The 25,013-nt window shown below is 64.5% G+C and carries 26 protein-coding genes; 8 read left to right on the top strand and 18 right to left on the bottom strand.

Annotation, left to right across the window (positions count from 1 at the left end; translation table 11 throughout):
* Nucleotides 1–79: 79 nt before the first annotated feature.
* The 3 genes from FQ755_RS01980 to FQ755_RS01970 form a co-directional block, all read right to left on the bottom strand.
* Entirely contained in the window at nt 80–520 is a 441-nt protein-coding gene (locus tag FQ755_RS01980) for a DUF2846 domain-containing protein (protein ID WP_260858244.1), read from the bottom strand.
* A 302-nt stretch (nt 521–822) separates the two neighbouring features.
* The gene (locus tag FQ755_RS01975; RefSeq protein ID WP_144150457.1) at nt 823–1,920 is read right to left on the bottom strand and encodes a saccharopine dehydrogenase family protein; all 1,098 of its coding nucleotides are present in this window, start codon (nt 1,918–1,920) and stop codon (nt 823–825) included.
* 270 nt (nt 1,921–2,190) lie between these two features.
* Nucleotides 2,191–2,655, bottom strand: coding sequence for an Lrp/AsnC family transcriptional regulator (locus FQ755_RS01970; protein WP_122155001.1), 465 nt, complete (start codon nt 2,653–2,655; stop codon nt 2,191–2,193).
* 284 nt (nt 2,656–2,939) lie between these two features.
* On the opposite strand from FQ755_RS01970, the gene FQ755_RS01965 reads away from it, so the two are divergent.
* A complete protein-coding gene (locus FQ755_RS01965) occupies nt 2,940–3,398 on the top strand; it encodes a Spy/CpxP family protein refolding chaperone (RefSeq protein WP_144150455.1) in 459 nt (152 codons plus the stop codon).
* Between the two features lie 144 nt (nt 3,399–3,542).
* Nucleotides 3,543–3,980, top strand: a complete 438-nt coding sequence (locus FQ755_RS01960; protein WP_144150453.1) for a PGDYG domain-containing protein — start codon at nt 3,543–3,545, stop codon at nt 3,978–3,980.
* A gap of 28 nt (nt 3,981–4,008) precedes the next feature.
* Here FQ755_RS01960 and FQ755_RS01955 read toward each other — a convergent pair whose 3' ends face one another.
* The 14 genes from FQ755_RS01955 to FQ755_RS01890 form a co-directional block, all read right to left on the bottom strand.
* A complete protein-coding gene (locus tag FQ755_RS01955) occupies nt 4,009–4,374 on the bottom strand; it encodes a DUF3022 domain-containing protein (protein WP_144150451.1) in 366 nt (121 codons plus the stop codon).
* Nucleotides 4,375–4,446: 72 nt separating this feature from the next.
* Nucleotides 4,447–5,316, bottom strand: coding sequence for a YhfC family intramembrane metalloprotease (locus FQ755_RS01950; RefSeq protein WP_144150449.1), 870 nt, complete (start codon nt 5,314–5,316; stop codon nt 4,447–4,449).
* Nucleotides 5,317–5,373: 57 nt separating this feature from the next.
* Nucleotides 5,374–6,441, bottom strand: coding sequence for a LacI family DNA-binding transcriptional regulator (locus FQ755_RS01945; RefSeq protein WP_144150447.1), 1,068 nt, complete (start codon nt 6,439–6,441; stop codon nt 5,374–5,376).
* Between the two features lie 7 nt (nt 6,442–6,448).
* Nucleotides 6,449–7,414 carry a 2-hydroxyacid dehydrogenase gene (locus FQ755_RS01940; RefSeq protein ID WP_144150445.1) on the bottom strand — a complete coding sequence of 322 codons (966 nt, stop codon included), beginning with the start codon at nt 7,412–7,414 and terminating at the stop codon, nt 6,449–6,451.
* Nucleotides 7,415–7,418: 4 nt separating this feature from the next.
* The gene (locus FQ755_RS01935; protein WP_144150443.1) at nt 7,419–8,702 is read right to left on the bottom strand and encodes an MFS transporter; all 1,284 of its coding nucleotides are present in this window, start codon (nt 8,700–8,702) and stop codon (nt 7,419–7,421) included.
* 208 nt (nt 8,703–8,910) lie between these two features.
* Nucleotides 8,911–9,849, bottom strand: coding sequence for a LysR substrate-binding domain-containing protein (locus tag FQ755_RS01930; protein ID WP_144150441.1), 939 nt, complete (start codon nt 9,847–9,849; stop codon nt 8,911–8,913).
* Nucleotides 9,850–9,933: 84 nt separating this feature from the next.
* Nucleotides 9,934–11,175, bottom strand: a complete 1,242-nt coding sequence (locus FQ755_RS01925; RefSeq protein WP_144150439.1) for a cytosine permease — start codon at nt 11,173–11,175, stop codon at nt 9,934–9,936.
* Nucleotides 11,176–11,220: 45 nt separating this feature from the next.
* On the bottom strand, nt 11,221–11,628 hold the full coding sequence (locus tag FQ755_RS01920) for a glutamyl-tRNA amidotransferase (protein WP_144150437.1): 408 nt from the start codon (nt 11,626–11,628) through the stop codon (nt 11,221–11,223).
* Nucleotides 11,629–11,674: 46 nt separating this feature from the next.
* On the bottom strand, nt 11,675–12,634 hold the full coding sequence (locus tag FQ755_RS01915; RefSeq protein WP_144150434.1) for a carbamate kinase: 960 nt from the start codon (nt 12,632–12,634) through the stop codon (nt 11,675–11,677).
* A complete protein-coding gene (locus FQ755_RS01910) occupies nt 12,631–14,058 on the bottom strand; it encodes a DUF1116 domain-containing protein (protein ID WP_144150432.1) in 1,428 nt (475 codons plus the stop codon). Before FQ755_RS01910 ends, FQ755_RS01915 begins: the two co-directional genes overlap by 4 nt.
* Nucleotides 14,059–14,069: 11 nt before the next feature.
* Nucleotides 14,070–15,647 (bottom strand): acyl-CoA synthetase FdrA, encoded by a 1,578-nt coding sequence (fdrA, locus tag FQ755_RS01905; protein ID WP_144150430.1) that lies wholly within the window; start codon nt 15,645–15,647, stop codon nt 14,070–14,072.
* A gap of 37 nt (nt 15,648–15,684) precedes the next feature.
* Nucleotides 15,685–16,569 (bottom strand): DUF2877 domain-containing protein, encoded by an 885-nt coding sequence (locus FQ755_RS01900; protein ID WP_144150428.1) that lies wholly within the window; start codon nt 16,567–16,569, stop codon nt 15,685–15,687.
* Nucleotides 16,570–16,584: 15 nt separating this feature from the next.
* Nucleotides 16,585–17,253 carry a cysteine hydrolase family protein gene (locus tag FQ755_RS01895; protein ID WP_144150426.1) on the bottom strand — a complete coding sequence of 223 codons (669 nt, stop codon included), beginning with the start codon at nt 17,251–17,253 and terminating at the stop codon, nt 16,585–16,587.
* A 370-nt stretch (nt 17,254–17,623) separates the two neighbouring features.
* Nucleotides 17,624–18,526 (bottom strand): LysR family transcriptional regulator, encoded by a 903-nt coding sequence (locus FQ755_RS01890; RefSeq protein WP_144150424.1) that lies wholly within the window; start codon nt 18,524–18,526, stop codon nt 17,624–17,626.
* 115 nt (nt 18,527–18,641) lie between these two features.
* Here FQ755_RS01890 and FQ755_RS01885 point away from each other — a divergent pair, with 115 nt between their 5' ends.
* The 5 genes from FQ755_RS01885 (at nt 18,642) to FQ755_RS01865 (ending at nt 23,385) form a co-directional block, all read left to right on the top strand.
* Nucleotides 18,642–19,739, top strand: a complete 1,098-nt coding sequence (locus FQ755_RS01885) for a YeiH family protein (RefSeq protein ID WP_144150422.1) — start codon at nt 18,642–18,644, stop codon at nt 19,737–19,739.
* Nucleotides 19,740–19,944: 205 nt separating this feature from the next.
* Nucleotides 19,945–20,682 (top strand): glutathione S-transferase, encoded by a 738-nt coding sequence (locus FQ755_RS01880; RefSeq protein WP_144150420.1) that lies wholly within the window; start codon nt 19,945–19,947, stop codon nt 20,680–20,682.
* Nucleotides 20,683–20,836: 154 nt separating this feature from the next.
* Nucleotides 20,837–22,570: a ClcB-like voltage-gated chloride channel protein gene (locus tag FQ755_RS01875; protein WP_186308393.1), complete on the top strand. Its 1,734-nt coding sequence runs from the start codon at nt 20,837–20,839 to the stop codon at nt 22,568–22,570.
* A 232-nt stretch (nt 22,571–22,802) separates the two neighbouring features.
* Nucleotides 22,803–23,063, top strand: a complete 261-nt coding sequence (locus tag FQ755_RS01870) for a hypothetical protein (protein ID WP_144150416.1) — start codon at nt 22,803–22,805, stop codon at nt 23,061–23,063.
* Nucleotides 23,064–23,154: 91 nt separating this feature from the next.
* Nucleotides 23,155–23,385 (top strand): DUF2795 domain-containing protein, encoded by a 231-nt coding sequence (locus tag FQ755_RS01865; protein WP_144150414.1) that lies wholly within the window; start codon nt 23,155–23,157, stop codon nt 23,383–23,385.
* 45 nt (nt 23,386–23,430) lie between these two features.
* On the opposite strand, the gene FQ755_RS01860 is transcribed toward FQ755_RS01865, so the two are convergent.
* Nucleotides 23,431–24,063 (bottom strand): CGNR zinc finger domain-containing protein, encoded by a 633-nt coding sequence (locus FQ755_RS01860; protein ID WP_144150412.1) that lies wholly within the window; start codon nt 24,061–24,063, stop codon nt 23,431–23,433.
* Between the two features lie 182 nt (nt 24,064–24,245).
* Between FQ755_RS01860 and FQ755_RS01855 the strand changes: the two genes are divergently transcribed.
* Complete coding sequence (locus FQ755_RS01855) at nt 24,246–24,941, top strand: alpha/beta fold hydrolase (RefSeq protein WP_144150411.1); 696 nt, start codon at nt 24,246–24,248, stop codon at nt 24,939–24,941.
* Nucleotides 24,942–25,013: the final 72 nt, after the last annotated feature.

The following is a 25,013-nucleotide window of genomic DNA, read 5'->3' as shown; positions in this document are numbered from 1 at the left end:
ACCCACGCGGTTGGCCGTTAGTTCGAGCCGGCGTGACGGCGAACCGGTGGGCCGCGAACCGACAATCACGAACCACACGCTATTGAGCGACGCGGTGCAGTTCGATGCGGTGATCGGCGTTGAAGGTAACCGAAGCGCGGTTGCTGTAACGCGGATCAGCCGTGACGATGAAACGCATTTCGACGATCGGATCGAACTGCGTCGAGACCGCGATCCGGTGCGCGCCGGGGCTCAGGTAAAAGGCGACGTGCTCGCCATTCAGCAAATCGGTGACCTGCACGCCGTCCACATAGACGAGCGCATCGCGAAAGCGGATGACCAGGTCGCGCGAGCGTTCGCGCCGCACATCCACGGTGACGAGTCCTTCACCTGGCTGGGTAAAGCCCGGCTTGACGATCCGCTCGGCCGGCACCGGCTTGAACGCCACCGGCTCGGCCGGCTCCGAGGCGCAGGCGGCAAGTCCGGCGAGCACGACGGCCGGCACCAAGGCTTTCCGGATAACCCAAAGGTGCTGCGGCATGTGCGTCTCCCCTTTTTATGGCTGTGGCGTTGCGGCGGGTGTGCCGGACTTATGCGTGGCGTGTCTTACGGCTGACGTATCGCTGTTCAGCCATCATAGCAACGTGCGCGGCGTCCGCCACCCTGGCCGAACGGCCAACGGCATGTTCAGCCGGCGGATGGGTCGAACCAACCGGCTGAACCGGTTGCCGCAAGCGGGGAGAAAGTGTGTGTGAGGTGCAGACGGTCAGCACGCGCCGCTAACGCAAACCGAAAACGCGTAGCAGCGCGGACCGCCAAGTGACAAACGCGAAAGCGCCCAGCTTAAACCGTCGCCAGCGCGTCGAGCGACTGCCCTTCGTACAGTTGGCCGAAACGGTTCGCGAGGAAGTCATGCAGCGACACCTGCTCCTGACGCACGAAGCCCTTGTGCGGCAGCCTGTTCTCGCGGAACAGATCGAGCACCGCGCACATCGCGCCGGCGGTGGTGATCTGGATCGCGCTCATCTGCACGCCGCAAACCCGCTTCGCGAAGATCTTGCGCGTGAACACTTCCTCCACCAGTTGACCGTCGCGCATACCCGTCACGGTGATGAAAACCAGCACGACGTCCTGGGCCGTCGACGGCACCGAGCGGCGCATGATCGACTTCAGGTTGTCGCGGTCGCTCGCGAGACGCAGGTCTTCGAGCAGGAACTTCATCAGCTCGCGGTGGCCCGGATAGCGGACCGATTTGTAGTCGAGCGTCTCAACGCGACCCGCCAGGGTTTCGCACAGCGTGCCGAGACCGCCGGAGGTATTGAAGGCTTCGTACTCGGTGCCGTCGAGCGAGAAATGCTCCAGGCCTTCGAGCGGCTGCACCCACTGCGTGCGGCTGTCGCGGATCGCTTCGCACGGCTGGCAGTATTCGTTGATCAGGCCGTCGACGCTCCACGTCAGGTTGTACTTCAGCGCGTTGGTCGGGAATTCCGGCAGTGCGCCGACGCGCATCTTGACGTCGCGGATTTCGCTGAAGCGGTTCGCCAGTTCATGCGCGGCAATGCCGATGAAACCTGGCGCGAGGCCGCATTGCGGCATGAAGGCGTGATCGGATGTCTCGGCGATGGCGCGGATCGCGGTGGTCGCGCGGACGTCTTCGGTCAGGTCGAAGTAATGCACGCCCGCGCCCTTGGCCGCGGTCGCGACGTTGACGGCCAGGTAGTACGGCAGCGCGTTGATCAGCGCGTCGAAGCCCTGCACGGCGGCGCGCAGGGCGGCGGCGTCGGCGGAATCCACGCGATGGGTCGGGATGCCCTGCCCGGCGAGTTTGTCGAGGGCCTGCTGATCGCGGTCGAAAGCGACGACTTCATAATCGCCGGTTTCACGCAGCATATGCGCGATGGTGTGGCCGATCAAACCTGCGCCAACGATGGCAACTTTCATGTGCTTCTCCTTGTTCTGTGTACGCTGTCTCCAGCTTCGAAAGTACGCGGCGCGTGGCGCTGCGCCCGGCGGGCCGAACCCTTGCGAGACAGTTTAGGGAGAAGCAAAAACAGTTTATAGGCGCAAAGTGCTGCGCTATGACCAGCTATTTCGACGAAATGACGATACAAGACGTCAAAGTGACGAAATTGCGTAAAAGCGGTGTAAACGCACCGGCGGCGAAATCAGGACAGGAGCAAAGGCGCGAAGCCACTGCGCATGCACGCGCCCTCACCCGCCGATCATCCCCCGGTCGATCTTGCGCGCCAGAATGATCGACGTCGTGGTGCGTTCGACGCCTTCCAGCGCGCCGATCTGATCGAGCAGGTCGTTGAGCCGGTCGGGCGAATCCGCGCGCAGCCACGCGACGTAATCGAACTCGCCGCTCACCGCGCACAGCAATTGCACCTCGGGCATTTTGCCGAGACGCTTCTGCACGTCGGGGCCGTGCTTAGGCGCGATGATGATGCCCACATACGCATAGATGCTGGCATCGAGCACGTCCTGACCCAGCCGCACGCTGTAGCCGGCGATCACGTTGGTGCGTTCGAGCCGGGCAATGCGCGCAATCACCGTGGTGCGCGCCACGCCGAGCTGACGCGCGAGGTCGGCCACGCTTTCGCGCGCATTGGCCTGCAGCAGCGCGACGAGGTTGCGGTCGAGGTCGTCGAGTTGATCGAGGCGCGGGGGTCTCATCGATGGCAATCTTGTCTGGTGAGTTGAGCAGCGTGCGGCGGATTATCCCATCCCGTCACGAAGTCACCGGCTCTTGGCAGTCGCCGCCTGCGTTTCCGGTTCGTTTCGGTTGTAAGCGTTTGTCGCAACGTAGTCGTATTGTAGGGATATCGTGTTACTAATAGCGAGCTTGGCAAGGCGGGCATTCCGACCGGCTAATCGGCAAGACGCCATCTGCATGACCCGCGCCTTGACCACGCGCTATCTGCGCTGTATCCGAATACGAACGAACATCAGGAGTTTCGATGAAAAAAGCACTGGTAATTCTGGCTTCCACGCTCGCCATGAGCGGCGCCTTCGCACAAACCGCTGCACCGGCGTCGGCTCCCGCCGCCTCCGCGCAGGCTGGCAAGCACGAACGCAACGTCGAAGACCGCATTGCCTACCTGCACTCGCAGCTCAAGATCACCCCGGCGCAGGAAACGCAATGGAACGCCTTTGCTGATGTCATGCGCAGCAACGGCGACACCATGGGCACCCTGTTCAAGCAGCGTCACGATGCAGGCCCGCAGTCGGCGATCGACGACATGAAGCAATACGCGACCATCGCCCAGGCGCACGCCGACGGCATGAAGAAGCTGGTCGACGCGTTCGAACCGCTCTACAGCAGCCTCTCGCCGGAACAGAAGAAGCTGGCCGATCAGACCTTCCGTCAAGGCCCGAACGCCGGCGCCGGCGGCAAAAAGCACGGTAAGGCGCAGTAATAAAGCCCGCGCTTTATTTGCGTCGTCATTGGCGTCGTTATTGACGCTTCAGCCTGGCTCCGCACAACGCCTGCCCTCACCGGCAGGCGTTGTGCTTTATGCTTCTGGCATGATTCGGCTCTTACCTTTCTGGCGCTCTGCTTCATGATCGAACTCAAGAACCTCGACCTGCGCCTCGATGCGGCCGCGCAACGTGTCGTCAAGGACGAAACCGTCGCCGTCGCCTTCGCCACTGAGGACGGCGAGCTGATGAGCCTCGAAGGTCCGAACCGCTATGTCCCGCGCGATGCGCTGGTAACCGGTTCGACTGGTGAGCGTTGGGTGGTGTCGCGCGATCGTTTCGACGCGAAATATGTTCCTGCGGATGCCGCGCTCGTCCATGGCGAGCCGGGACCGTACCGCAACCGGCCGGCCGTGGTGCTGGCACGGCAGATGAGCGAACCGTTCTCGCTGGCGCGCACCGCGGCCGGCGGCGACGTGCTGCGCGGCAGCGCTGGCGACTGGGTCATGCAATACGCGCCGGGCGACTATGGCGTCGTGCAGGCGGCGCGTTTTGCCAAGGTTTATCGGCCGGCGGATTGATGCCACGGCGCCGGGCGCGCCCGGCAAGTCATGCGAACTGCTCGTCGAGTTCGATCGTGACTTCGCGCGGCACTGCCTCGCCGTTCGCGTACTGCTCCTCCAGCGAGCCGATAGTGGCCTCGACATAGGCACGCAACACCGCGAAACTGCGGCCGCGCTGCCGTGCCGGCATGGCCCGGTAACGCGCCAGCACGGCAGCCGTCATGACGATGCTCACCGTGATGCGGCGCGCCGCCGCGCCGAAGCGCATCGCGACCCAGTGCACCGCCAGGGTCGGCGTGCCGTCCTCGGCCGCACGCTGGATGAATTGCGTCTGCTCGGGGAACAGGTCGCTGATGACCCGCGCCAGCTCTTCGAAGTCAGGGCTCGCGCAGTCGTATTGATAGGCTTCCATTTTTACAGACCGAAGGTTGGAAAATCGCCAGAGAATGGGATGGGTGCGCAGAGTCGTACTTAAGCCCGGGGTTCAGGCGCGAGTCTGGGCCACTTGCGCCTCGCGGCGGAAAATTTTCACCAGCACGCCTGCCACGATCAGCGCCAGTAAGGCATACAGGCCGTCCACCGCGGCGAGCGGCAGGACCTTGGCCTGAAACAGCGCCGCGGGGCCTTCGACGAACGCATGCGCCGCGATCGCCAGCGGCAGGATCCAGCGCCGGCCGGCGCGCACGCCGCGCCACATCAACACCGACAGCCCGATCTGCAACACCAGCGCGGCCACGCGTTCCAGCACGAAAATGCCCGCTGTCTGCGGCGACAGGCTGGCGAGGATCAGGTGAATGCGCATCATCGAATCGACCGGGATATCGCCCAGGTAGGTCTCGAGCTCGCCACGGTTTTCGACCACGGCAAATACGATCCACTGTATCTCGACCAGCACGCCGACAATCCACGCCTCGCCGCCGCCGTGGCCGATGCCGTAGCCGAGCGCCGTGCTATCGCCGGTCGAAGGCGCCGGCGCCTTGCTGAACCGCCTGCCGGCTCGCGGCTCGGCCGTCACCGTGCCCGCGGCGCCGGCCGTGGCGCGCCGCCACATCAACTGCATCGCGACGTAACGCCCCACCTCCTGACAGACCCCGGCCACCAGCGCGCCGTAAATGACGAAGCTGACCGGATTCGACAACCACGCGGCGGTGGTTTCGTTCTGATGCAGCACATAGCCGTTGACGGCGCGCTCGATCACCATCGCGCACAGCGCGAACACGGCGACGCCCGCGATCGAATCGCGGGCGCTCAGGCCGAACGGACGGCGCAATTGCCGGTACAGCATGATCGGTAAAACCGCGACGAACAGCGTCGCGAGGGCCAGACAAGTCAGCGTGAGAGGTGCAACAACCATGAGTTTCCTTGCGATGACCGGCGCGCATTGCCGCGCCGCAGCCCGAATGATCGCAGATCAGCGCGAAGTTGAGGCGCGCACGATCAATTCGCCGGGCAGCAGGCAGTCGCGCGCAGCGCCCTCGACGCCGTCGATACGCTCGTGCAGAAACTCCACCGCGCGATAGCCGATCTGATAGGTCGGCTGACGGATCGTCGTGATGCCGGCGAATTCAGCCCATTCGGGGTCGTCGACGGACAGCAGCGCAACGTGCTCCTGCCAGCTCGCGCCATGGCGCGCATTCAGATGCCGGGCGAGACACAGCGCCACCGGAGCATTGGCCGCGAACAAGGCGACACGGCGAGAGTCCGTAGCCGGGAAGTCCGGCTGAGCCGCAAACACGGCCTCCACCGCACGGTCCAGTTCAGCCAGCGTCTCCTCGAGCGCCGCTGCGTCGCCCAGCTCCAGCACCACCGTATGCCCTCGCGCGCGCGTCTGGCCGTCGAGCGCCGCGCGAAACGCCGCCTCGCGCAGGCGTCGCGAGCTGACCCGCTCGAACGGCTGCACGACGAACCAGATGTCGTCGAAACCGCGCTCCAGCAGATGACGCGTGGCCAGCTCGACCGCCGCCGTATTGTCGAGCCCGACCATATCCGCAACGAGGCCCTCCACCATGCGATCCACCAGCACCGCGGGAATCCCGCCGTCGCCTACCGGCCGCAGGGTTTCTTCGCGCACGCCGAGCGCGTTGACGATCACGCCTTCCACGCGGTATGTGCTCAGCAGTTGCAGATAGCGGCGCTCCATTTCCACCTCATTGGCCGCGTGGCAGATGAGCGGCATATAGCCGAGCGCCTGACAGGCGGCTTCGACGCCTTGCAGCACCCCGACCGAATAGGGATTCGTCAGATCCGCGACCAGCATGCCGATCAGACGGTTGCGGCCGCGCTTCAGGCCGCGCGCCATCTGGTTGGGCTGATAGTCGAGGCGTCCAATGGCCGCTTCGATGCGCGCGCGCAACTCGGGCGACAGCACGCTCAGCTCGCCGTTCAGGTAGCGCGACACGCTGGTCTTGCCGGTGCCGGCTTCGCGCGCCACATCGGTGATGGTGGCGCGGCGCGGGGCGGCCGGGTGAGGATGGCTCACAGCACGCTCACTTGCGCAGGACCTCGCGGTTCACGACGTTACGCGTCAACGTGCCGTCGAGCGCGGCAACGAGGTTCTCCGCCGCGTTCAAGGCCATGGCGTGGCGCGTCTCCGCCGTCGCCGAACCGATGTGCGGCAAGGCCACCACGTTCGGCAGCGACAGCAGCGGCGAGTCGGCCGGCAGTGGTTCGGTGGCGAATACATCGAGACCGGCGGCGTGGATCGTGCCGTCGCGCAGCGCTTCGATCAGCGCGGGTTCGTCGACAGTCGGGCCGCGCGAGGCGTTGATCAGGATCGCGCTCTTCTTCATGGCGCGTAATTGCGCCGCGCCGATCAGATGCTGCGTCTCGGGCGTGAGCGGCACCTGCAGGCAGACGAAGTCGGAGGTAGCCAGCAACTCGTCGAGCTCGACGCGACGCGCGCCGTAAGCCTCTTGCGCGTGCGGATTCGGATTGCGGTTGGTGTAGAGCACGCGCATGTTGAAACCCAGCGCCGCGCGCCGCGCCACCGCGCCGCCAATCCGCCCGAGGCCGACGATGCCGAGCGTCTTGCCCTGCACCTCGACGCCGAATTGCGCCGGCCCCACGCCACCCTGCCATTTGCCGGCCTTGACCCACTCGGCCAGTTCGACCACCCGGCGCGCGGTGGCGAGAATCAGCGCGAACACCGTATCCGCGGTCGATTCCGTCAGCACGTCCGGCGTATGCGCGAGCAGGATGCCGCGCTGCGTGAGGTCGGCCACGTCGAAGTTGTCGAAGCCCACCGAAATCGTCGACAGCGCCTTGAGCTTCGTCGCGCCATCGAGCATCGCCGGGGTGATCTTCACGCTCGCGCCGATTGCGCCGTGCGCGTCCCTGAGAGCCGCGACGAACGCGTCATGCTGCTCCGCATCGACCTGCACTACCTCGGCATGCTTTTGCAAATACGCCAGCACGTCGTCGGGCAGCGGCTTGTAGGCAACGATCCTGTTCATCTGCTTATTTTCCTTGCAATGGAGTGGCGACGCGCTGCGCCGAAACCGGCGGCTGCGGCTTGACGGCGAGCGTCAAAATCACCGCGGCGACGAGCGCCGCGCTCATGAAACCATACGATGCCGCCGGCGACCCGGTCGCACCGTTCAAATAACCCACCAGATACGAGCCGACGAACGAGCCTAGCGCACCCATGCCGTTGATCAGGGCCATCGCGCCGCCCGCGACGTTTTTCGGCAGCAGTTCCGGCACGATCGCGAAGAACGGCCCATACGGCGCGTACATCGACGCGCCCGCGATCACCAGCAGCCCGTACGAGGTCCAGAAATGCGTCGAGCCGACGGCATACGACGCCGCGAACGCCAGCGCGCCGATCAGCAGGAGCGGCCAGACGAATATCTTGCGACGATTCAGTTTATCCGATGCCCACGACACCGCCAGCATGGCGAGGGTCGCGGCCAGATACGGCAGCGCCGAGAGCCAGCCGGTTTCCACCATACCGAGCGTCGAACCGTTTTTCAGAATCGACGGCAGCCACAGCACGAAACCGTACACGCCGATGCTCCAGCAAAAGTATTGCGCGCAGAGCTTGAGCACTGCGGCCGAACGAAATGCCTCGCCGTAGTTGCGTACTGGTTTAAGCGCGGCCTGTTCGGCACGCAGCGTCGCGGCAAGCTGGTCCTTTTCCTGCTGCGTGAGCCATGAAACTTGCGCCGGCTTGTCCTGCACGATGAACCACCAGCACACGGCCCAGATGATGGCCGGCGCCCCTTCGGCGACGAACATGGGGCGCCAGCCGAACGAATGCACCAGATAACCGGACACCACCGACATCCACAGCACCGTCACCGGATTGCCGAGAATCAAAAAGGTGTTGGCGCGCGAACGCTCGGGCCTGGTGAACCAGTTGCTGATGAAAATCAGCATGGCCGGCATCACGGCGGCCTCGACGACACCGAGCGCGAAGCGCAGCGCCATCAGCGAGGCAATATTGCTGACCACGCCCGTGAGCGACGCGCAGCCGCCCCACAGGATCAGGCTCCAGAACACCAGCTTTTTAACGCTGCGGCGTTCCGCGTAGATCGCGCCGGGAATCTGGAAGAAGAAGTAGCCGAGGAAGAACAGCGCGCCGATCAGCGATGCCAGCCCCTTGCCGATGCCGAGATCCTGGTTGATCCCCGCAGCCGAAGCAAAGCCGAAGTTCGCGCGGTCGAGGTAGGCCAGGCTATAGGTGATGAAGACGATCGGCATGATCGTCCACCAGCGGCGGATGGCGCGCGATGAGGTCATGGGCGTTCGACTCCTGGGCTCCCTGCGAAGCGTTCGAGCCTGTCTTTCCGCGGATGGAACCGGTTCCAACCCTTCCGATAAAAAAAGTGCCGAGGCACTTGGAACGTTTACATCGTCCCTCGAATACAGGTCGTCACGCCATAGAGGAATTCCCTGGCGCTCAGCGCAGGCGATAACGCCGCCGCGCCGTCATTTGCGTGGTGGCGTTTTACGCAATGGCAGGCGCAGTTCCCGGCCAGGCGACATTACCGCCGCACACATGCTGACGCACACGCTGACGCGAGAAATAATCCACGCACCACTTTCCGCTTCTGCCCAAGGCTTCGGGACGATGCGCCAGAAACAGGCGCGTGGCGTGCTTTTGCTCCTGGGTCGATTTTTTTACGAGTCCGGTGATGGCAGGATCGCGCCGCAAATGCGTCGGAATATAGCCGATTCCCACATTGCGCCGGATGAGCGCAATGGCCGTCGGAAAATCCGGCACGAAGATGGGCTTCTGCCCGTCGAGCAGCCACGCCTGCATCGGATTGAAATTGACCGCGGTGTCGCGGATGCACACCGCCGGATAGCGGCGCAACTGCGAGTTCAGCAGCGTATGCGTTTCCCCCGCCAGCGGATGACCGCTGCCGACGACGAAATCCCAGGTCAGCAGACCAAGCGGCTCGCTGACGATGCCCTCCGTGCTGGGCACCGCGTGCGGTGCGCCGATCACCAGATTGACCCGGTTGCCGTAAAGCGCATCCCAGCAGCCGTTATAGACCTCCTGTTGCAGGCTGATCTGGGTCGAGGGAAACGTGTGTTCGAAGTCGCAGATGAAATCGGCCATGACGGCTTGCGGCACGATATTGTTGACCGCGACTTTCAGTTCGCGCTCGCCGCCTTCGTGGACCATCTGCACATTGCGCTTGAGGGTGTCGAAATCGTCGAGAATCGCCTTGCTATAGGAAATGAAATATTCGCCGGCCGAGGTCAATTCGATATAACAACCCTTGCGCAAAAACAGCTGCACACCGAACGCCTCTTCGAGCTTTTTCACCGTATAGCTGATTGCGGACGGCACCTTGTTCAACCGCTCGGCCGCCGCGCTGATGCTCTGGTATTTCGCCACCATGTGAATGACACGAATGCTTTCGTCCGATGCCAGCATGCCCGACTCCCTCGCAGAAAAACGTGTTTCGATGATAGACGCCAGTCTGCGAGGAACTGTCAAAAAACATCATCGTGGAAGGACTTACGCCTGCTTGACCCGCTCGCGCGCCGGCGCAAAGCGACTCAAGATCGCGTAACACACGCAGGCGGTCAGGATGGAGTCCAGCGACGGAATGGTGGTCAGGGTGAGTACACCCTTGACGGCCGCAAAGCCCACCACCGAACCCGCAATCCACGCCACGAAGGTCAACGTTTTGATCTGCGGATCGCTGGCGAGCAGTCTTTCGTCATAGCCGCCGCGGCGGTACAGGAAAAAGTCGGCGATATAAATGCCGGCCACCGGCGGTGTCGCAATGCCCAGAAATAGCAGGAACGGAATGAACCACGCCATGATATCCATGCAGCCGACAATCGCCGCCAGCACGCCCAGCGCGATCGTGATCTGCCATTTCGGAAAGCGCGAAAGCAGCGTGGAGACCACCAGGGTGCCCTGAAACATATTGCCCGAATTGGCGGTCAGCGTGGCGAATACCATGAGCAGTCCTGCTGGAACCAGCGCGCCGAACAACGCCATTGCAGTCAATAAGGAGTCCTTTCCGGTTAACGCGCTCGGCGTAGCGCCCGCCCAATAGAGCAGCGGATACGCCAGCAGAAACGTCACCACGGCGGCGGCCACGGCGTGTTTGCGGTTATGGACGAAGCTGCCGAAGTCGGGCAAGGTCGCCACCAGCACGATGATCGTGCCCACCACCGACGACACCGCCACGCCCCGGTTCATGCTGCTCAGATTAGCCGCGACGGCGGCCGTCCCATGCGTCGCAATGTAGAGGTTGTAGCACAGGACCAGCGCAATCACCGGCACGGCAAACTGCGCAACACGCCCCAGGACCTCGAAGCCGAACGCCGTCGACACCACGAAGATGACACAGCCCGCGGCGACCAGAAGCGGCGCAGGGATTTCAAGGCCCAGTTGCGCCAGCAGATCGTGCACCGAATGGCCGAACATGTTGGCAGTGACCGCGATCCATCCGAACAGGCTCACCGCCAGCAGCAGATTGATGGCCACGGCGCCCTTCTCGCCAAAAGGGTATTTGACGATGCCATAGGTGGGCAGCCGCGCTTTCTCTCCGACGGAGATCGTGACGGCTGCCAGCACGGTCAGGATAATGCCACCCATCGCGACGACGCTTATCAAATCGCTGCTCGACAATTTGCTGCCGAGGCTCGCCGACGACAACAACACGGGTGTCGCGGCGATGCCGAGCAGAATCATCGCAATACGCCAGGCCGGAGCCGTGGCGAGATTCACCTCTGTTTCACGCATAGGAAACTCCACTTTCTAGCCGGGATGAACGGCAATTAACGAGAATCAACGGTCGTGCGCTTCCGATCCACGGAAATGCCCGGTGTATTCCCGCCAGCCACCGTGGCCGGTAATCTCCTTTTGCCCTTCGACCAGCCACGGTTCGGCGAGCACGCCGAGCATCTCCGTGCCGTCGATCAGCCGGATCTTGCCAATCGAAAGACCGGCCGGTTCGCTCAACAGCAGATCGGCCAGAGAAGCCTTCGGCAACTGCCAGATTTCCAGCGCGACGGCCACGCCGCCGTCGGCGACGCGGATCATGCCGGGATGCCGGTCATGAATGCTCCATAGCCGGTAATGCGGATCAGTTTTGTCCTCACGAACGAACACGCCGCCCGCGATCGTCATATTCACGTTCAGTTCCAGGCCGCGCATCAGCGTGCCGTTGACTGCCACCAGGGTGGTCGATGTCATAAGAAATTGCCTCTAGATATGTTGTGTGGGTCACCGGACGCGCGCGTCACACGCCGATCCAGGTGCCGGTCTTGTGCAGCAGCGCATCGCGGATCGCGGCCGGGCTGGTGATCAGCCCGCAGGCGTCCTTGCCGTTTGCGTGGCTTTGCGATACGAAGCGCAGGATCGCCTCGACCTTCGGCTGCATGCTCCCCGCGCCGAACTGCCCTTGCGCGATGAGATCGCGCGCCTGCGCCACGCTCAGGCGGTCAAGCCAGCGCTGCTCGGGCGTGCCGAAATTGACCGCGACCTGCTCGACGCCGGTGGGGATCAACAGCAGGTCCGCGCCGAGCTGTCCGGCGAGCAACGCGGAGGCGAGATCCTTGTCGATCACCGCCTCGACGCCGCTCAGGCGCTGCTCTTCGTCGCGCACCACCGGAATCCCGCCGCCGCCGCACGCGATCACCACGCACCCCTGAGCGAGCAATTCCGCAATCACACCGTGCTCGACGATTTCGAGCGGATCCGGCGACGGCACCGTGCGGCGCCAGCCACGCCCGGCATCCTCCATCAGCGTCCAGCCGAGTTCTTTCTGGCGCCGACGCGCCGTGACCTCGTCGAAGAAGGCCCCGACCGGCTTGGCGGGATGCTGGAAGGCCGGATCGTCCAGGCTGACGCGCGTCTGCGTGACGAGCGCGACAACCGGGCGGTTGATGCGGCGCCGGCGCAGTTCGTTACCCAACGCCTTCTGGAACATGTAGCCGATCGCGCCCTGCGTGTCGCCGACCGCGTAGTCGAGCGGCACGGCCGAGACTTCGTCGACCGCCAGTTCGGAGCGCCGCAGGATGAAACCGACCTGCGGCCCATTGCCGTGCGTCAGGACGAGATCCCAACCGGCTTCGATCATTTCCGCGATGTGGCGCACGCTTTCCACCACCGCGCCGTACTGATCGGGAATGCTGTTATGCGAGTCGTCGCGAATCAACGCGTTACCTCCTACCGCGACCACCGCCAAAGGTTTTTTCATGATGCGTTTCCTGGAAATTGTTCGACCTGAGCGGCCAGCGCGCGAATCGCCTCGACAAAGCACGGCATGGGCGCCGTCGTGATGCCCGCGCCGATCTGGCCGATGCCGGCCTGCTTGTGAGCGATGCCGGTATTGATGACCGGCAGGATGCCGCGGTCCACCACCTTGCGTGCGTCGATGCCCGCCGCGGTCGGCGCGAAGTTCAGGCTCGGCAAGGTGAAGGCCGGATTGCCGCCCAGCGTGATGGATTGCATCCTGCGGCTGTGGCCGATCGCATCGGCCGGCGTGCCGCCGACGAACTTGACGATGGCCGGCGACGACGCCATGGCAAAGCCGCCCACCCCCGCGGTTTCGGTGATCGCGCTGTCGCCGAGATCCGCTGCCGCGTCGTCGACGCCGTAGCCCGGGAAAAACAGCCCTTGCACCGGATTCGCTTTGGCCTGGAACCATTGGTCGCCGGTGCCGGAGAGGCGAATGCCGAAGTTCACGCCGTTGCGCGCCATCACCGTGACCATCGAGCTGAACGGCACGTTGGCGGCGGCATCGAGCATCGACTTGCAGGCCGCCATCGACAGGTTGAGGAAAAAGTGATCGTTGCCGGCCATGAAGGCCACGACGCGCTGCAGGTGGTCGAGCGGCAGGCCTGTGGCCAGCAGCGCGGGAATCACCCGTTTCAGGAACAGCCCGGTTGCCGCCGCATTGCGGTTATGGATCTCGTCGCCCATATGCAGCGCCTGGGCCATCAGCGGCTTCAGTTCAAGGCCGCCCAGTTCGCGCAGCGCCGCCTTCAGGGCAGGCGCGAGTTCCTGCTTCATCCAGCGCAGGCGTTGCAGGACTTCCTCGCTGTTGGCGCCAAAGCGCAGCACCTTGCCGAGGCCTTCGTTGAAGTTGCAGAAAGCACGCTCGCCATTGGTCTTGTTCTGCACAACGAACAGATTCATCGACGGGCTGATAATGCCCGCCATCGGACCGACGCACTGATAGTGGTGGCAGGGTTCGAGGTCGACGCCGCCCTCGGCGGCGAGCCGCTGCGCCGCCGCGGCATTGTCGGCCCAGCCTTCGAACAGGATCGCCCCGACGATCGCGCCTTGCACGGGACCGCACATGTCCTGCCAGGCGATAGGCGGTCCGGAATGGAGAATGCGGCGGCTCTGCGCCAGGGCGGGAATCGCCTCGGCCGCCCCCATCACGTCGACCAGCACCGGTTGCGCCGCGAGATACGCCTCGAAGGCGCGCTGGTTGGCCTGCTCGACAAGCGGGTGACGCAACAGCCGGGCGAGCGCGAGGCCCGCCTCGACGTCGCCCAGGGCCGGCGGCTGCCATGCCAGATTCAGCACCTCGCCCCCAGCCAGTTGAAGGTTGTCCGCGAAGCTGGACAAGCCGCAATTGACGACCTTCAGCGGCTCGCTAAATAGTGTGTTCATTCGGTGCCCCGTTATTTTTTCAATTGAAGCTGCGCGACGTGACTCGCCCACAGCGCCGCCTGCGCGTTGCAACCGGCGACGAGCACCCCCGCTTCCTGCAGCGCCGCGATCTGCCGGCTGCGGCCCTGCGGGTCGGCGTCGGTGCCGCATACGTGGGAGATCAGCAGCGGGAAATCCGCCGGCTGAATTTCACCGCTCGCGGCGCGCGCCTCGTTGCGCGCCTGTTCGAGCAGCGCGACCAGTTCGCCGGCGGGCTCGGCCGCCGCGCCGTAACCCAGCACGAGATCAAACAGCACCACGGCTGTCTGCGGATCGCGGCATTCGGCGAGAATCCGTTCGTTGCGCAGGGTGGGATCGATCATTGGATGCGGCCGGCCACGCGTGAAATCGTCGTCGCCAAGATCGACCAGCGTGTGGCCCTCGCTGCGCCAGATATCGGCGAGGCGCGTGTTGCCGTGCACCGGGGTGTTCGAGGCGGCGGCGAGACCCTGTTCACGGCACAGCAACTGGCTTTCGTAACAGAAGGTGCCGCCCGCGAACACGCCGCGAATGAAGCGGCGGCGCGCCGGCATGGCACGCGCGGCTTCGGCGAGGACGGCCGCGTCCGCCGCGCCGAGCCATACGGAGGCCGCCGGCACGCCGGCGCCTTGCGCCAGCGCCACGGCCGCCGCGGCGGCATCGGCGAGCGTGCCGGCCGGCACGATGCCCGGCGCCGTGACGTCGTGCGGCTGGGCGCCGAGGAAATGCACCACCACCGGCTTGCCCGCCGCCTGGGCGCGCGCGAGAATCCGCTCGGCGACCGGCCGGGCCGGCGGCTTCGAAATCAGCACGATGACGCGCGTCTGCGGATCGTCGATCAGCGCGTCCAGCCCGAACAGCATTGAAATGCCGCCGATCTCCTCGTGCAGATCATGACCGCCCGTACCCAGCGCCTGCGAGATACCCGAGCCCAGCTGGTCGATGCGGCAGGTCACTTCCTGCAAACCGGTGCCCGAAGCGGCGACCACGCCGATCGGACCACGCCGGATCACGTTGGCAAAGCCGAGCGGCATGCCGTTCACGATGGCGGTGCCGCAGTCGGGACCCATCACGAGGCGCTGCCGGTTGCGTGCTTCTGTCTTGAGCGCTTTTTCCTGCGCAAGGCTGACGTTGTCGCTGAACAGCATGACGTTCATGCCGAGGGCCAGCGCCTTGAGCGCTTCGGCCGCGGCATAGTCGCCCGGCACGGAGATCAGGGCGAGGTTCGCGCCCGCTACCCGTTCCGTCGCCATTTCGAGGCTGGTGGGCGGCGGCGCGCGTTCGGCGTCGCTCGCGGCTTCGTCGGGACGGCTGGTCAGCCGCTCGTTCGCGAGCGCCAGCGCCTCGTCGCAGGCGGCGGGCTCACCGCGCACCGCCACGATCAGATCGTTGGGTCCGGCGTCCACGCCGTCGTCGAGACCGGCGTCGCGCAACTGCACGAGGTTCGCCGGCGTACCCATCGCCACCGACGCCTGTTCCACGCCCGCGAGCTTGCTGATCTGCGCGGAAATCTGCATCAGGGAAACCGAGTCCTGGTACATGTTCCTGAATATTTTTATTTTGATATTCATAGGGTCACCTGGGATTGTTGTAATTACCGAATCATCGTCAAAGGGTTTCAATATTCACGGAGAGCGCCGCCTGCAATGCCGCAATGCCGTGAATGACGCCTGAAAGGCTGTCCACGCCCGACGCGGAACCCGTCCGCATGACACTTAAGGCCGCATGGTGGATTTCCACGTCATTCGCACTGCTGCTAATTGCGGCTATCAGACGGCTAAGCGGCTCGGAAAGATGTCCTTGCAATGCCATATTCAAATAATGGCGGCTGATATCCGTGGTCGCCTTCAGTTGACCGGTAATCGACTGTTTCAATAATTCAAAATGGCCGGCAATGGCGTCGAGATGCGACCATGGCCTCAAAACAGCGAGATAACCGAGCAGGAAATCGTCGCCGTCGGGCGTGAGACCGGTGCCGTATCCGATGAGCCGCTCCACCTGCGCCTGCAACCGTGGCGGCTCATCGTCCACCGCCAGCGTGATGACACGTCCGCCCGTGGGCCAGTCCGGCAGTAGTTGCAGCGCGCTGTGCAAGCCGTGCTCATTCACATAGCGCCGCAGGTCGGCCGTGAGCGCCTTGTAAAGCGCCGCGGGCGGCGGCCGCTCGCGTGGCGTGAAGGGCGGCGGTTCCCAGCGGACTGCGCGGCCAAGCGCCAAGCGCCACCCGTCTGCATGCAGCGCGCCGTCTTGCAGCAGCACCGCGAGGCCATCCGCCGTGCGGCTACGCCAGTCCCATCCCAGCGGCGCCGCGACGCGAATCGCGGCGGGCGTGTTCCCGTAGCGTGAGTCCAGTAAAGTCAGCAGATCGCCGTCGCCGCGCGTCAGGTTCAGGGCCTGCCGGAAGCGGCTGTGAATCCGGTAGCGCCGCGTTGGCGCAGCACCTTGCGGCACGTGGTAACCGCACGACAACGCCGTCAACGAAACGATCTGCATCGCACTGGCTGCGCGTCAGTCGCGCAGCCCCTCGACAATGCTCGCCGAGTCGCTGACCCAGCCAAAGATCGCGCCCTGCGCCTTGATCATTTCGAGCGCGGATTTCTGGAACTCCGGAAAATACGAGCCCACGCAGTCTTGCGGCACGATGCATTCATAGCCGCGATCGTTGGCTTCGCGCACGGTGGTCGTGACGCACACTTCGGTTGTCACACCGCACACGATCAGTGTCTTGATGCCATGATTCTGCAGAATCAGATGCAGGTCGGTCTGATAGAAAGCGCCCTTGCCCGGCTTGTCGACCACCGGTTCGCCCGGCAGTGGATACAGCTCGGGAATGATGTCGTGCCCGGCTTCGCCGCGCACCAGAATGCGCCCCATCGGGCCATCCGTGCCAATGAAGGTCTTGCCGCCGCGCGTCAGCTTGGCGGGCGGGCAGTCCGCCAGATCGGGACGATGACCTTCGCGCGTGTGGACCACCAGCATGCCGATATTGCGAGCGGCTTCGAGCACTTTCTGGCACGGTCCGATGGCGGTGCGCAGCAGCGAAACATCGTTGCCCAGCGCCTCGCCGAAACCGCGCGGCTCGATGAAATCCCGTTGCATGTCGATCACCACCAGGGCGGTGGTACGTGGATCAAACGGCAAAGCAAAGGGCTGCGCGTTGAATTTCTTGATACTCACTTTTAAACTCCCTGAGCAGAATTCGAAATAAACAAATTAAAAATTGACGATCAGGCTAATAAACATGCATATATAACGGGACGAACGCCATCCTCCCGCAACAGGATCATTTACAATTGACTTATTCGAAACGGAGCGTGCCGATCAATCTGAAAATTAATTGTTTACCCAGACGATCACCCACATTCGATTATCTGAATAAACGTGATTATTTCCCATTTCCAGACTCAATCAACTGGAATTTAGTATAGCAACGGGCAATTGAACCGCAATGAATGTTTTGAACGCGCGCCGACAAATATTTTGATTCTCATTGGTGGGCCGGCGAGCATGTCGGGCCCCGATTCAAGTCCCGATTCATGCCTCCCGCTCACGCCCCTTCGGCATGGGTCAGCTCAAGAAACCGCTCCACCACGCGCGACGGCGCACTGGCATGCGGAATCAGAATGGAGAAGCGCCGCGTCAACGGCTCCGGACCGAGCGAGAACCGGCACAACGCCGCGCTTTCGTGGCGCATCGACATGGCCGAAACGAAGCCGACGCCCATCCCCGCGCGCACGGCTTCCTTCACCCCTTCGACCCCGGCGATCTCCAGCGCGACCCGCATGGGCACGCCCGCGCGCGCGAAGGCCCGCTCGACCATCTGACGCACGCCCGATCCGGCCTCGCGCAGCACCAGCGGATGCGCGCCAAGTTCGGCCAGCTCGATGCGGCCGGCCGCCGCCCCCTCTCCAAAATTGCCGGCAAGCGGATGGCCGCGCGGCATGATCGCCACGATCTCGTCCTCGCGCCACGGCCGCACCGCCGTATCGGGCGGCAGATCGGCACCCACCGGCCCTTCCACCAAAGCGATATCCAGCGAAGCCAGCGCGCCGACAATCTCAGCCGTGTTGCCATCCGTCGTATGCAGCGTCACGTCCGGAAACAGCCGGTGAAAGCCGGCAATCAGATACGGCAGCAGGTAGCTCGCGGGCGTGGTGCTCGCGCCGACCCGCAGCGTGCCGCTCTCCAGCCCGCGCAGCGCATCGCGATAGGCATGGGCTTGCCGCCACGTGTCGCGCAGCCGCATGGCATAGCTGGCAAGTTGCTCGCCAGCCGGCGTCAGACGCACGCCGCGGCCGTCGCGCTGATAAAGCGGCTCGCCGAACTCTTCCTGCAACAGGCGCAGTTGCCCCGACACCGCCGGCTGCGACAGATGCAAGGCGAGCGCCGCCCGGCTGATATTGCGATGCTCGGCGACGGCGGCGAAAGTTATAAGCTGGTCGGGGGTCATGGCGCTTAATTATCAGTTCAGCCGATAGTTTATGTCACAAATGACGATTTTTCATATCGATATATTCAAACTAGGATTAGGCCATCCGATCCAAACCCGCCTACGAGGCGACACCATGTCCACCGCTCAACTGCACGCCACGCCCCCCGCTACTGCTTCCAGCACCCGAGGACAGCTCAACGGCGTCCTGTTCGTCGCCCTGTTCGCCGCCGCCGTGACCCGCATCGCCGCCGTGCCGGCCATCGCCGGGCTCGGCCTCAGCCCGCTGATCGTCGGCATCGTCGCCGGCGCCGTGTACGGCAACGCGTTGCGCGACGGCATGCCGGCCAGTTGGGCCGCCGGCGTCAACTTTTCGGCGCGCAGACTGTTGCGCATCGCCGTGGCGTTCTTCGGCCTGCGGGTCAGCCTGCAGGAAATCGCCCAGGTCGGCCTGCCCGGCCTCGCCGAATCGGTGCTGGTGGTGGTGAGCACGCTGGTCATCGGCACCTGGGCCGGCATGAAGCTGATGAAGCTCGACCGTGACACGGCGCTGCTTACCGCCGCCGGCAGCGCGATCTGCGGCGCGGCCGCCGTGCTCGCCTTCGAATCGACGCTGCAATCGAAGCCGCACAAGAGCGCCATGGCGGTCGGCAGCGTGGTGCTGTTCGGCACCCTCTCGATGTTCCTCTACCCGATCCTGTTCAAGGCCGGCTGGCTGCATCTGGATACCATCGGCGCGGGGCTGTTCTTCGGCGGCACGATTCACGAAGTCGCTCAGGTCGTAGGCGCGGCCAGCAACGTCAGCCCGGAGGCGACCCACATCGCCACCATCGTCAAGATGACGCGCGTGATGCTGCTGGTGCCGGTGCTGCTCGCGATCGGCCTGTGGATCAACCGGCCGGCGCGCCGTGGCGCCACGGCTTCGCAAGCCGCCGGCGAAACCGGTGCCGCGCACGCCCCGCGCAAGCTGGCGATTCCCTGGTTCGCGCTCGGTTTCCTCGGCTGCGTAGTAGTGAATTCGCTGCACGTGCTGCCCGAAGCGGCCACGCAGACGGTCAACACGCTCGACACCTTCGCGCTCACCATGGCCATGACCGCGCTCGGCATCGAAACCCGCATCTCGCAGATCCGTGAGGCCGGTCCACGCGCGCTGACCACCGGGCTGATCCTGTATGTCTGGCTGATTGGCGGCGGCCTGGGCATCACCTGGGCGGTGCAGCGCCTGTTCGGTTGAGCCACGCCTAGCGCGTCCGGCCGCAGTCCCCGCCGGTTGCACGCCGGTTGCAAAGAGCCCCGCCGCGTGCGGGGCTTGATGCGTTTTGGCAGACGGTTTGCCTGCATTTCTCCCCACAACGCGGCGCGCTCGCACGGCATACTGATTGCGGCGCAGTTCGAATCAACCGCAACTCAGCGGAAATCAACCGGGAGAGGATCGATCGATGAGCTTTGAACTCTACTATTGGGACGGTTTGCAAGGCCGCGGGGAATTCGTGCGGCTGGCACTGGAAGAAGCACGCGCGGACTACGTCGAAGTGGCGCGCGGCAGCGAAGCGAAGGGGCTCGGCACCGGCGCGATGATGTCCGTGATGGACAGCCGGCACGAGTCCTGCCCGCCGTTCGCGCCGCCGTTCCTGCGCGACGGCAATCTGCTGATCTCGCAGACCGCCAACATCCTGTTCTATCTCGGGCCGAAGCTCGGCCTCGCCCCGGCCGACGACGGCCTGCGCTACGTCGCCAACGGCCTGCAAATGACGATTGCCGACGTCGTCACCGAAGTCCACGACACGCATCACCCGCTCGCCTCGGGCCTTTATTACGAGGACCAGAAAGAGGCGGCGAAAATCCGCGCCCATGATTTCATCGACCATCGGATCCCGAAGTTCATGCATTATTTCGAGCGCGTGATCACGCAGAACTATCAGAGCGACGCGCATCTGGTGGGCGACAAGCTGACCTATGTCGACCTCTCCATGTTCCAGTTGATCGACGGCCTGCACTACGCGTTTCCACGGGCGATGAAGCATTTCGGCGAGCACTATCCGCTGCTCGCCGCGCTGCACGACGCGGTAGCGGCACGTCCCAACATCGCCGCCTATCTGACTTCGAAGCGGCGCCTCGCCTACAACGAAACGGGCATCTTCCGACACTATCCCGAACTCGACAAGGCCGCCCGGTGAGGGCTCCGACAGGCCTGACGGCGCATGGCGCGCGGCCTCCCCGCCGCGCGCAAGCCCTGATCGCAACGTGGCCGCAGGGCCTGTCCCGCGCGCGTCACGCAATGCTATTCTTGCGCGCGATTGCTCTCCCTTTTTCACCTACCCTGCCGCCGTCGTGCTCTCATTCCTGCTGAAGCTGCGTACCCGCGCGCAAGCGCTGTTTCGACTCTCCGAGGCCCATACGATGCTGGTCTGGTCGGTGGTGGTCGGGGTCGCGGGCGCGCTCGCGACCGTCGCCTTTCGCGAGGCCATCTCGCTGCTGCAACAGGCGATTTCCGGCGACGCCGGCAGCTTCGTCGAAATGGCCCGGCGCATGCCGTGGACCCTGCGCATCTGGCTGCCGGCCGTGGGCGGCCTGATCGCCGGCTTCCTGCTGCTGATCGCGCGGCGCCACGCCGACAAGCACACCCACACCGATTACATGGAGGCCGTCGCGATCGGCGACGGCATCGTGCCGGTGCGGCTTAGCTTCTGGCGCAGCGTGTCGTCGCTCTTCACGATTGCCAGCGGCGGCTCGATCGGCCGCGAAGGTCCGATGGTGCAGCTCGCGGCGCTGTGCGCGTCGCTGATCGGCCGCTGGGTCCACTTCGATCCGCCGCGTCTGCGCCTGCTGGTGGCCTGCGGCGCGGCCGCCGGGATCACCTCGGCGTATAGCGCGCCAATCGCGGGCGCCTTCTTTGTCACCGAGATCGTGCTCGGCTCGATCGCCATGGAGAGTTTCGGCCCGGTGGTGGTCGCGGCGGTGGTGGCCAACATCACCATGCGCGAATTCACCGGTTACCGGCCGCCATACGAAATGCCGATGTTCCCGCCGGTGGCCGGCCTCGAAGTGCTGCTGTTCGTCGCGCTGGGCGTGCTGTGCGGCGCGGCGGCGCCGCAATTTCTGCGCATGCTCGATGTCTCGAAGGCCGGTTTTCGCAAACTGCCGTTGCCGCTGCCGGTCAGGCTCGCGCTGGGCGGACTTGTGGTGGGGATTCTGTCGGTATGGTCGCCCGATGTGTGGGGCAATGGCTACAGCGTCGTCAATTCCATCCTGCATTCGCCGTGGACGTGGACGGCGCTCGTCTTCGTGCTGGTGTTCAAGCTGGTGGCGACCGCCGCCACCGCCGGCTCAGGCGCGGTGGGCGGCATTTTCACCCCGACCCTGTTCGTCGGCGCGGTGGTGGGCTCGCTGTTCGGCCAGGGCATGCATGCGCTGTGGCCGCACGCCACCTCGGCGCCGTATGCTTACGCCATGGTCGGCATGGGCGCTTTCCTCGCCGGCGCCACCCAGGCGCCGCTCATGGCCATCCTGATGATCTTCGAAATGACGCTCAGCTATCAGGTCGTGCTGCCGCTGATGCTGTCATGCGTGGTGGCATATTTCGTGGCGCGGGCGATCGGCAAAACTTCGATGTACGAGATCACCCTGCTGCGCAATCGCGAGGAACAGGAGCGCGTGCGGCTGCGCGCCACCCAGATGCGCGAACTGATTCGTCCGGCGCAAACCGTGGTGCAGCCGGGCGCGACCGTGCAGGAGATGACCCGGGTGTTCCTCGAGTATCCGGTGAAATATCTGTATGTCGCCGACGCGGCCGGGGCGTTTCTCGGCGTGGTCGCCTTGAAGGACATCACCTCCGACCTGCTGGACAAGCGCGACACCGCCGACAAAACCGCCGCCGACTACCTGCAGCCGCACTTCGATGTGCTCACGCCCGATATGTCGCTCGGCGTTGCACTGCAGCATTTCATGGCTTTTCAGGGCGAGCGGCTGCCGGTAATCGAAAGCGTGGCGCATCCGACGCTGGCCGGGGTGGTCTATAAGACTTCGCTGCTTGACGCCTATTTCCGCATGAACCCGACGCGCTGAACCCGCGTTGCGCGAAGTACGGCCACCCGGCTGCCGCATTCCCAGGCGCCCACTCCCGCTTTTCACCGCCATGCGCGCTTTTGTGCGGCAGTTGCAAGATTTGCCGTCTAAGATGGAAGAAGTGCGGCGCGCGGCCAACGCGGCCGCACGAAGCGCGCGCCTCCCCTGCGGCCGCAGGAATGGCACAGCGCTTGCTGCAGTCTCTGCGCTGCATGTGATAGGAGGTCGGGCGATGAAAATCTCGACACTGATAGTCATGGTGACGCTGTCCGCGTCGTGCTTCGCGGCGCCGGTTCATACCGCGCTCGATAACACCGCCAGTCCCGCGCATTCGGCCGTGGAACGGGCGGACGCCGCACCGGTTGCCCCGGTCGCGCCCGGCGCGGCCGTCACGGACGAGAACCGTCCGCAACAGTGGGAGCACATCGCGCTGCCCAAATCGCGGCATCTCGAACGCGGGCTCACCGGGCAGGACGAACATCTGCAAACCTGAGTCCGGCTTTTCTCCTGCATGAGGCAGCGCGCGGCCTTCATGCATCCGCATGACCGCGCAGCATATTGATCACCTAATGAGGAGTACGTGCATGGCCGGCTCGGCTATCCCTGGCGAAGCAATCAACCTGCAACTCGCCGATCTGCTGCGTGAGGCGAAGTTTCCGATCAACAAGGACGGACTCGTCGATATCGCCCGCGAAGCCGGCGCCAGCAACGAAGTGCTGACAATGCTCGACGGCCTGCCCGAGCAGGACTACCCGGATATCGCCTCCGTCACCCCGTTGCTCGCGGGCAATTTCGGGCCAGGTCTCGGCGCCTGATTGATCTGAACCGCCGCTATAGACCGGACGTCTTGATACGCCCGGTCAGTGGCTTCCCTGCTGTTTTAGCCTGCTGCGATGCGCCGCGACCTTCGCGCGGTTGCCGCACGCCGCCATGCTGCACCAGCGGCGCGCGTGGCCCCGCGTGCGGTCGACAAACATCAGCGTGCAGCGCGCCCCTTCGCAGGCCTTCACCTGCGTGAAATCCTCGTCACACACCAGGCTCGCCAGCGCTTCGGCGATAGGCAGCAATAGCGACTGCGCCGATCGCCAGCGCCGCCGCGCGCGCCGCTCCAGCCTCGCCACGCCATCCGTGACTTCGGCGACCACTTCCTCATAGCGTTCGTCGCCTTCGAGCAGATCGTTCAGCGGCGCAAGTTCGCGCGCCTCGACGCCTGACAGCGGGCGCCCCTTGCGCTCGCGCACAAAACCCCTGAACCACTCGCGCAGCTCGCGCGCCTGCCGCGCCACGGCGTCGAATTCGGCCGCCGTCGACTGAGCGCGCAACGCCGCCAGCACGGTCGGCGGCACCATGCCGGCCTGCTCCAGCCAGGCCAGCAGCCCTTCGCCATCGCTAATCCAGTCGACTTCTTCGTCGACCGGCGTGGCGATCGAATTCAGGAAATCGAGACCTCGCGCATCGGCAATCAACATGGGAGGAATCTGACGGTAGTCCATTTTCTGAGACCCATCTGCAATTACGACAGACGAATAGTAACCGTTAAAAACACACTTGACAAGTTACACCGCCGTTGAGTAACCTTTAAAACAACGAAACAAAGGTTACATAGCAAGACGCCGCTGGCGAGGCGCCGGCGGCATCACCCAGGCGGCATCCACTATCTTGAGAGGAGCGGGACATGACATCTGACAATGTGAGCGTCGTGCTGGCGCACGGTGCATGGGCGGACGGATCGAGCTGGCGCAGTGTAATCGAGCGTCTGCAAGGGCAAGGGATCAACACGGTCGCGGCGCCCTTGCCGCTGACTTCGCTGCACGACGACGTGGCGGCGCTCGACCGGCTGCTCGAACGTATCGACGGCTCTGTGGTGCTGGCCGGGCATGCCTATGCGGGCGGCGTGATCGGCGCAACACGGTCCGCGAAGGTGGAAGCGTTGGTGTACGTGGCCGCGCTCGCCCCCGACGAAGGTGAAACGGTGGGCGAGGTGTTCTACCGCGGCGAAGCGCATCCGCAGGCGCCGCAGCTCGCGCCCGATGCCCATGGCCTGATCTGGCTGCCGCAAGCCGCCTTCGGCGCGGCATTCGCCCAGCACGCGACGCCACAGGAACTCGCGGTGCTGGCCGCGACGCAGCGGCCGATTTCCGTGTCGTGCATCGGCGAGGCGGTTGGGCGTCCGTTGTGGAAGGACCGTCCGAGCTGGTTTCTCGTCGCGCAGCAGGATCGCATGATCGATCCGGCCACCCAGCATTTCATGGCGGAGCGCATGAAGGCGCAGGTGCGCTCACACGCGGCCGATCACACGCCGCTCGTGACCGCGCCCGAGGCGGTGACCGACATCATCGTGGAAGCGGTCCGCTCGGTCGTTTCCCGTTAATTTTTGCGCGGATTTCCGCGTGCCTTGTCGCGCGTGACGCAGGCCGTCGCCCGCAACATCCTGATCCCTTGA

This window comes from Paraburkholderia sp. BCC1885 (genome assembly GCF_900996235.1).
Classification (GTDB): Bacteria; Pseudomonadota; Gammaproteobacteria; order Burkholderiales; family Burkholderiaceae; genus Paraburkholderia.
The sequence above is the reverse complement of the archived record's forward strand: the minus strand, read 5'-3'. Positions and strand labels throughout refer to the sequence as shown.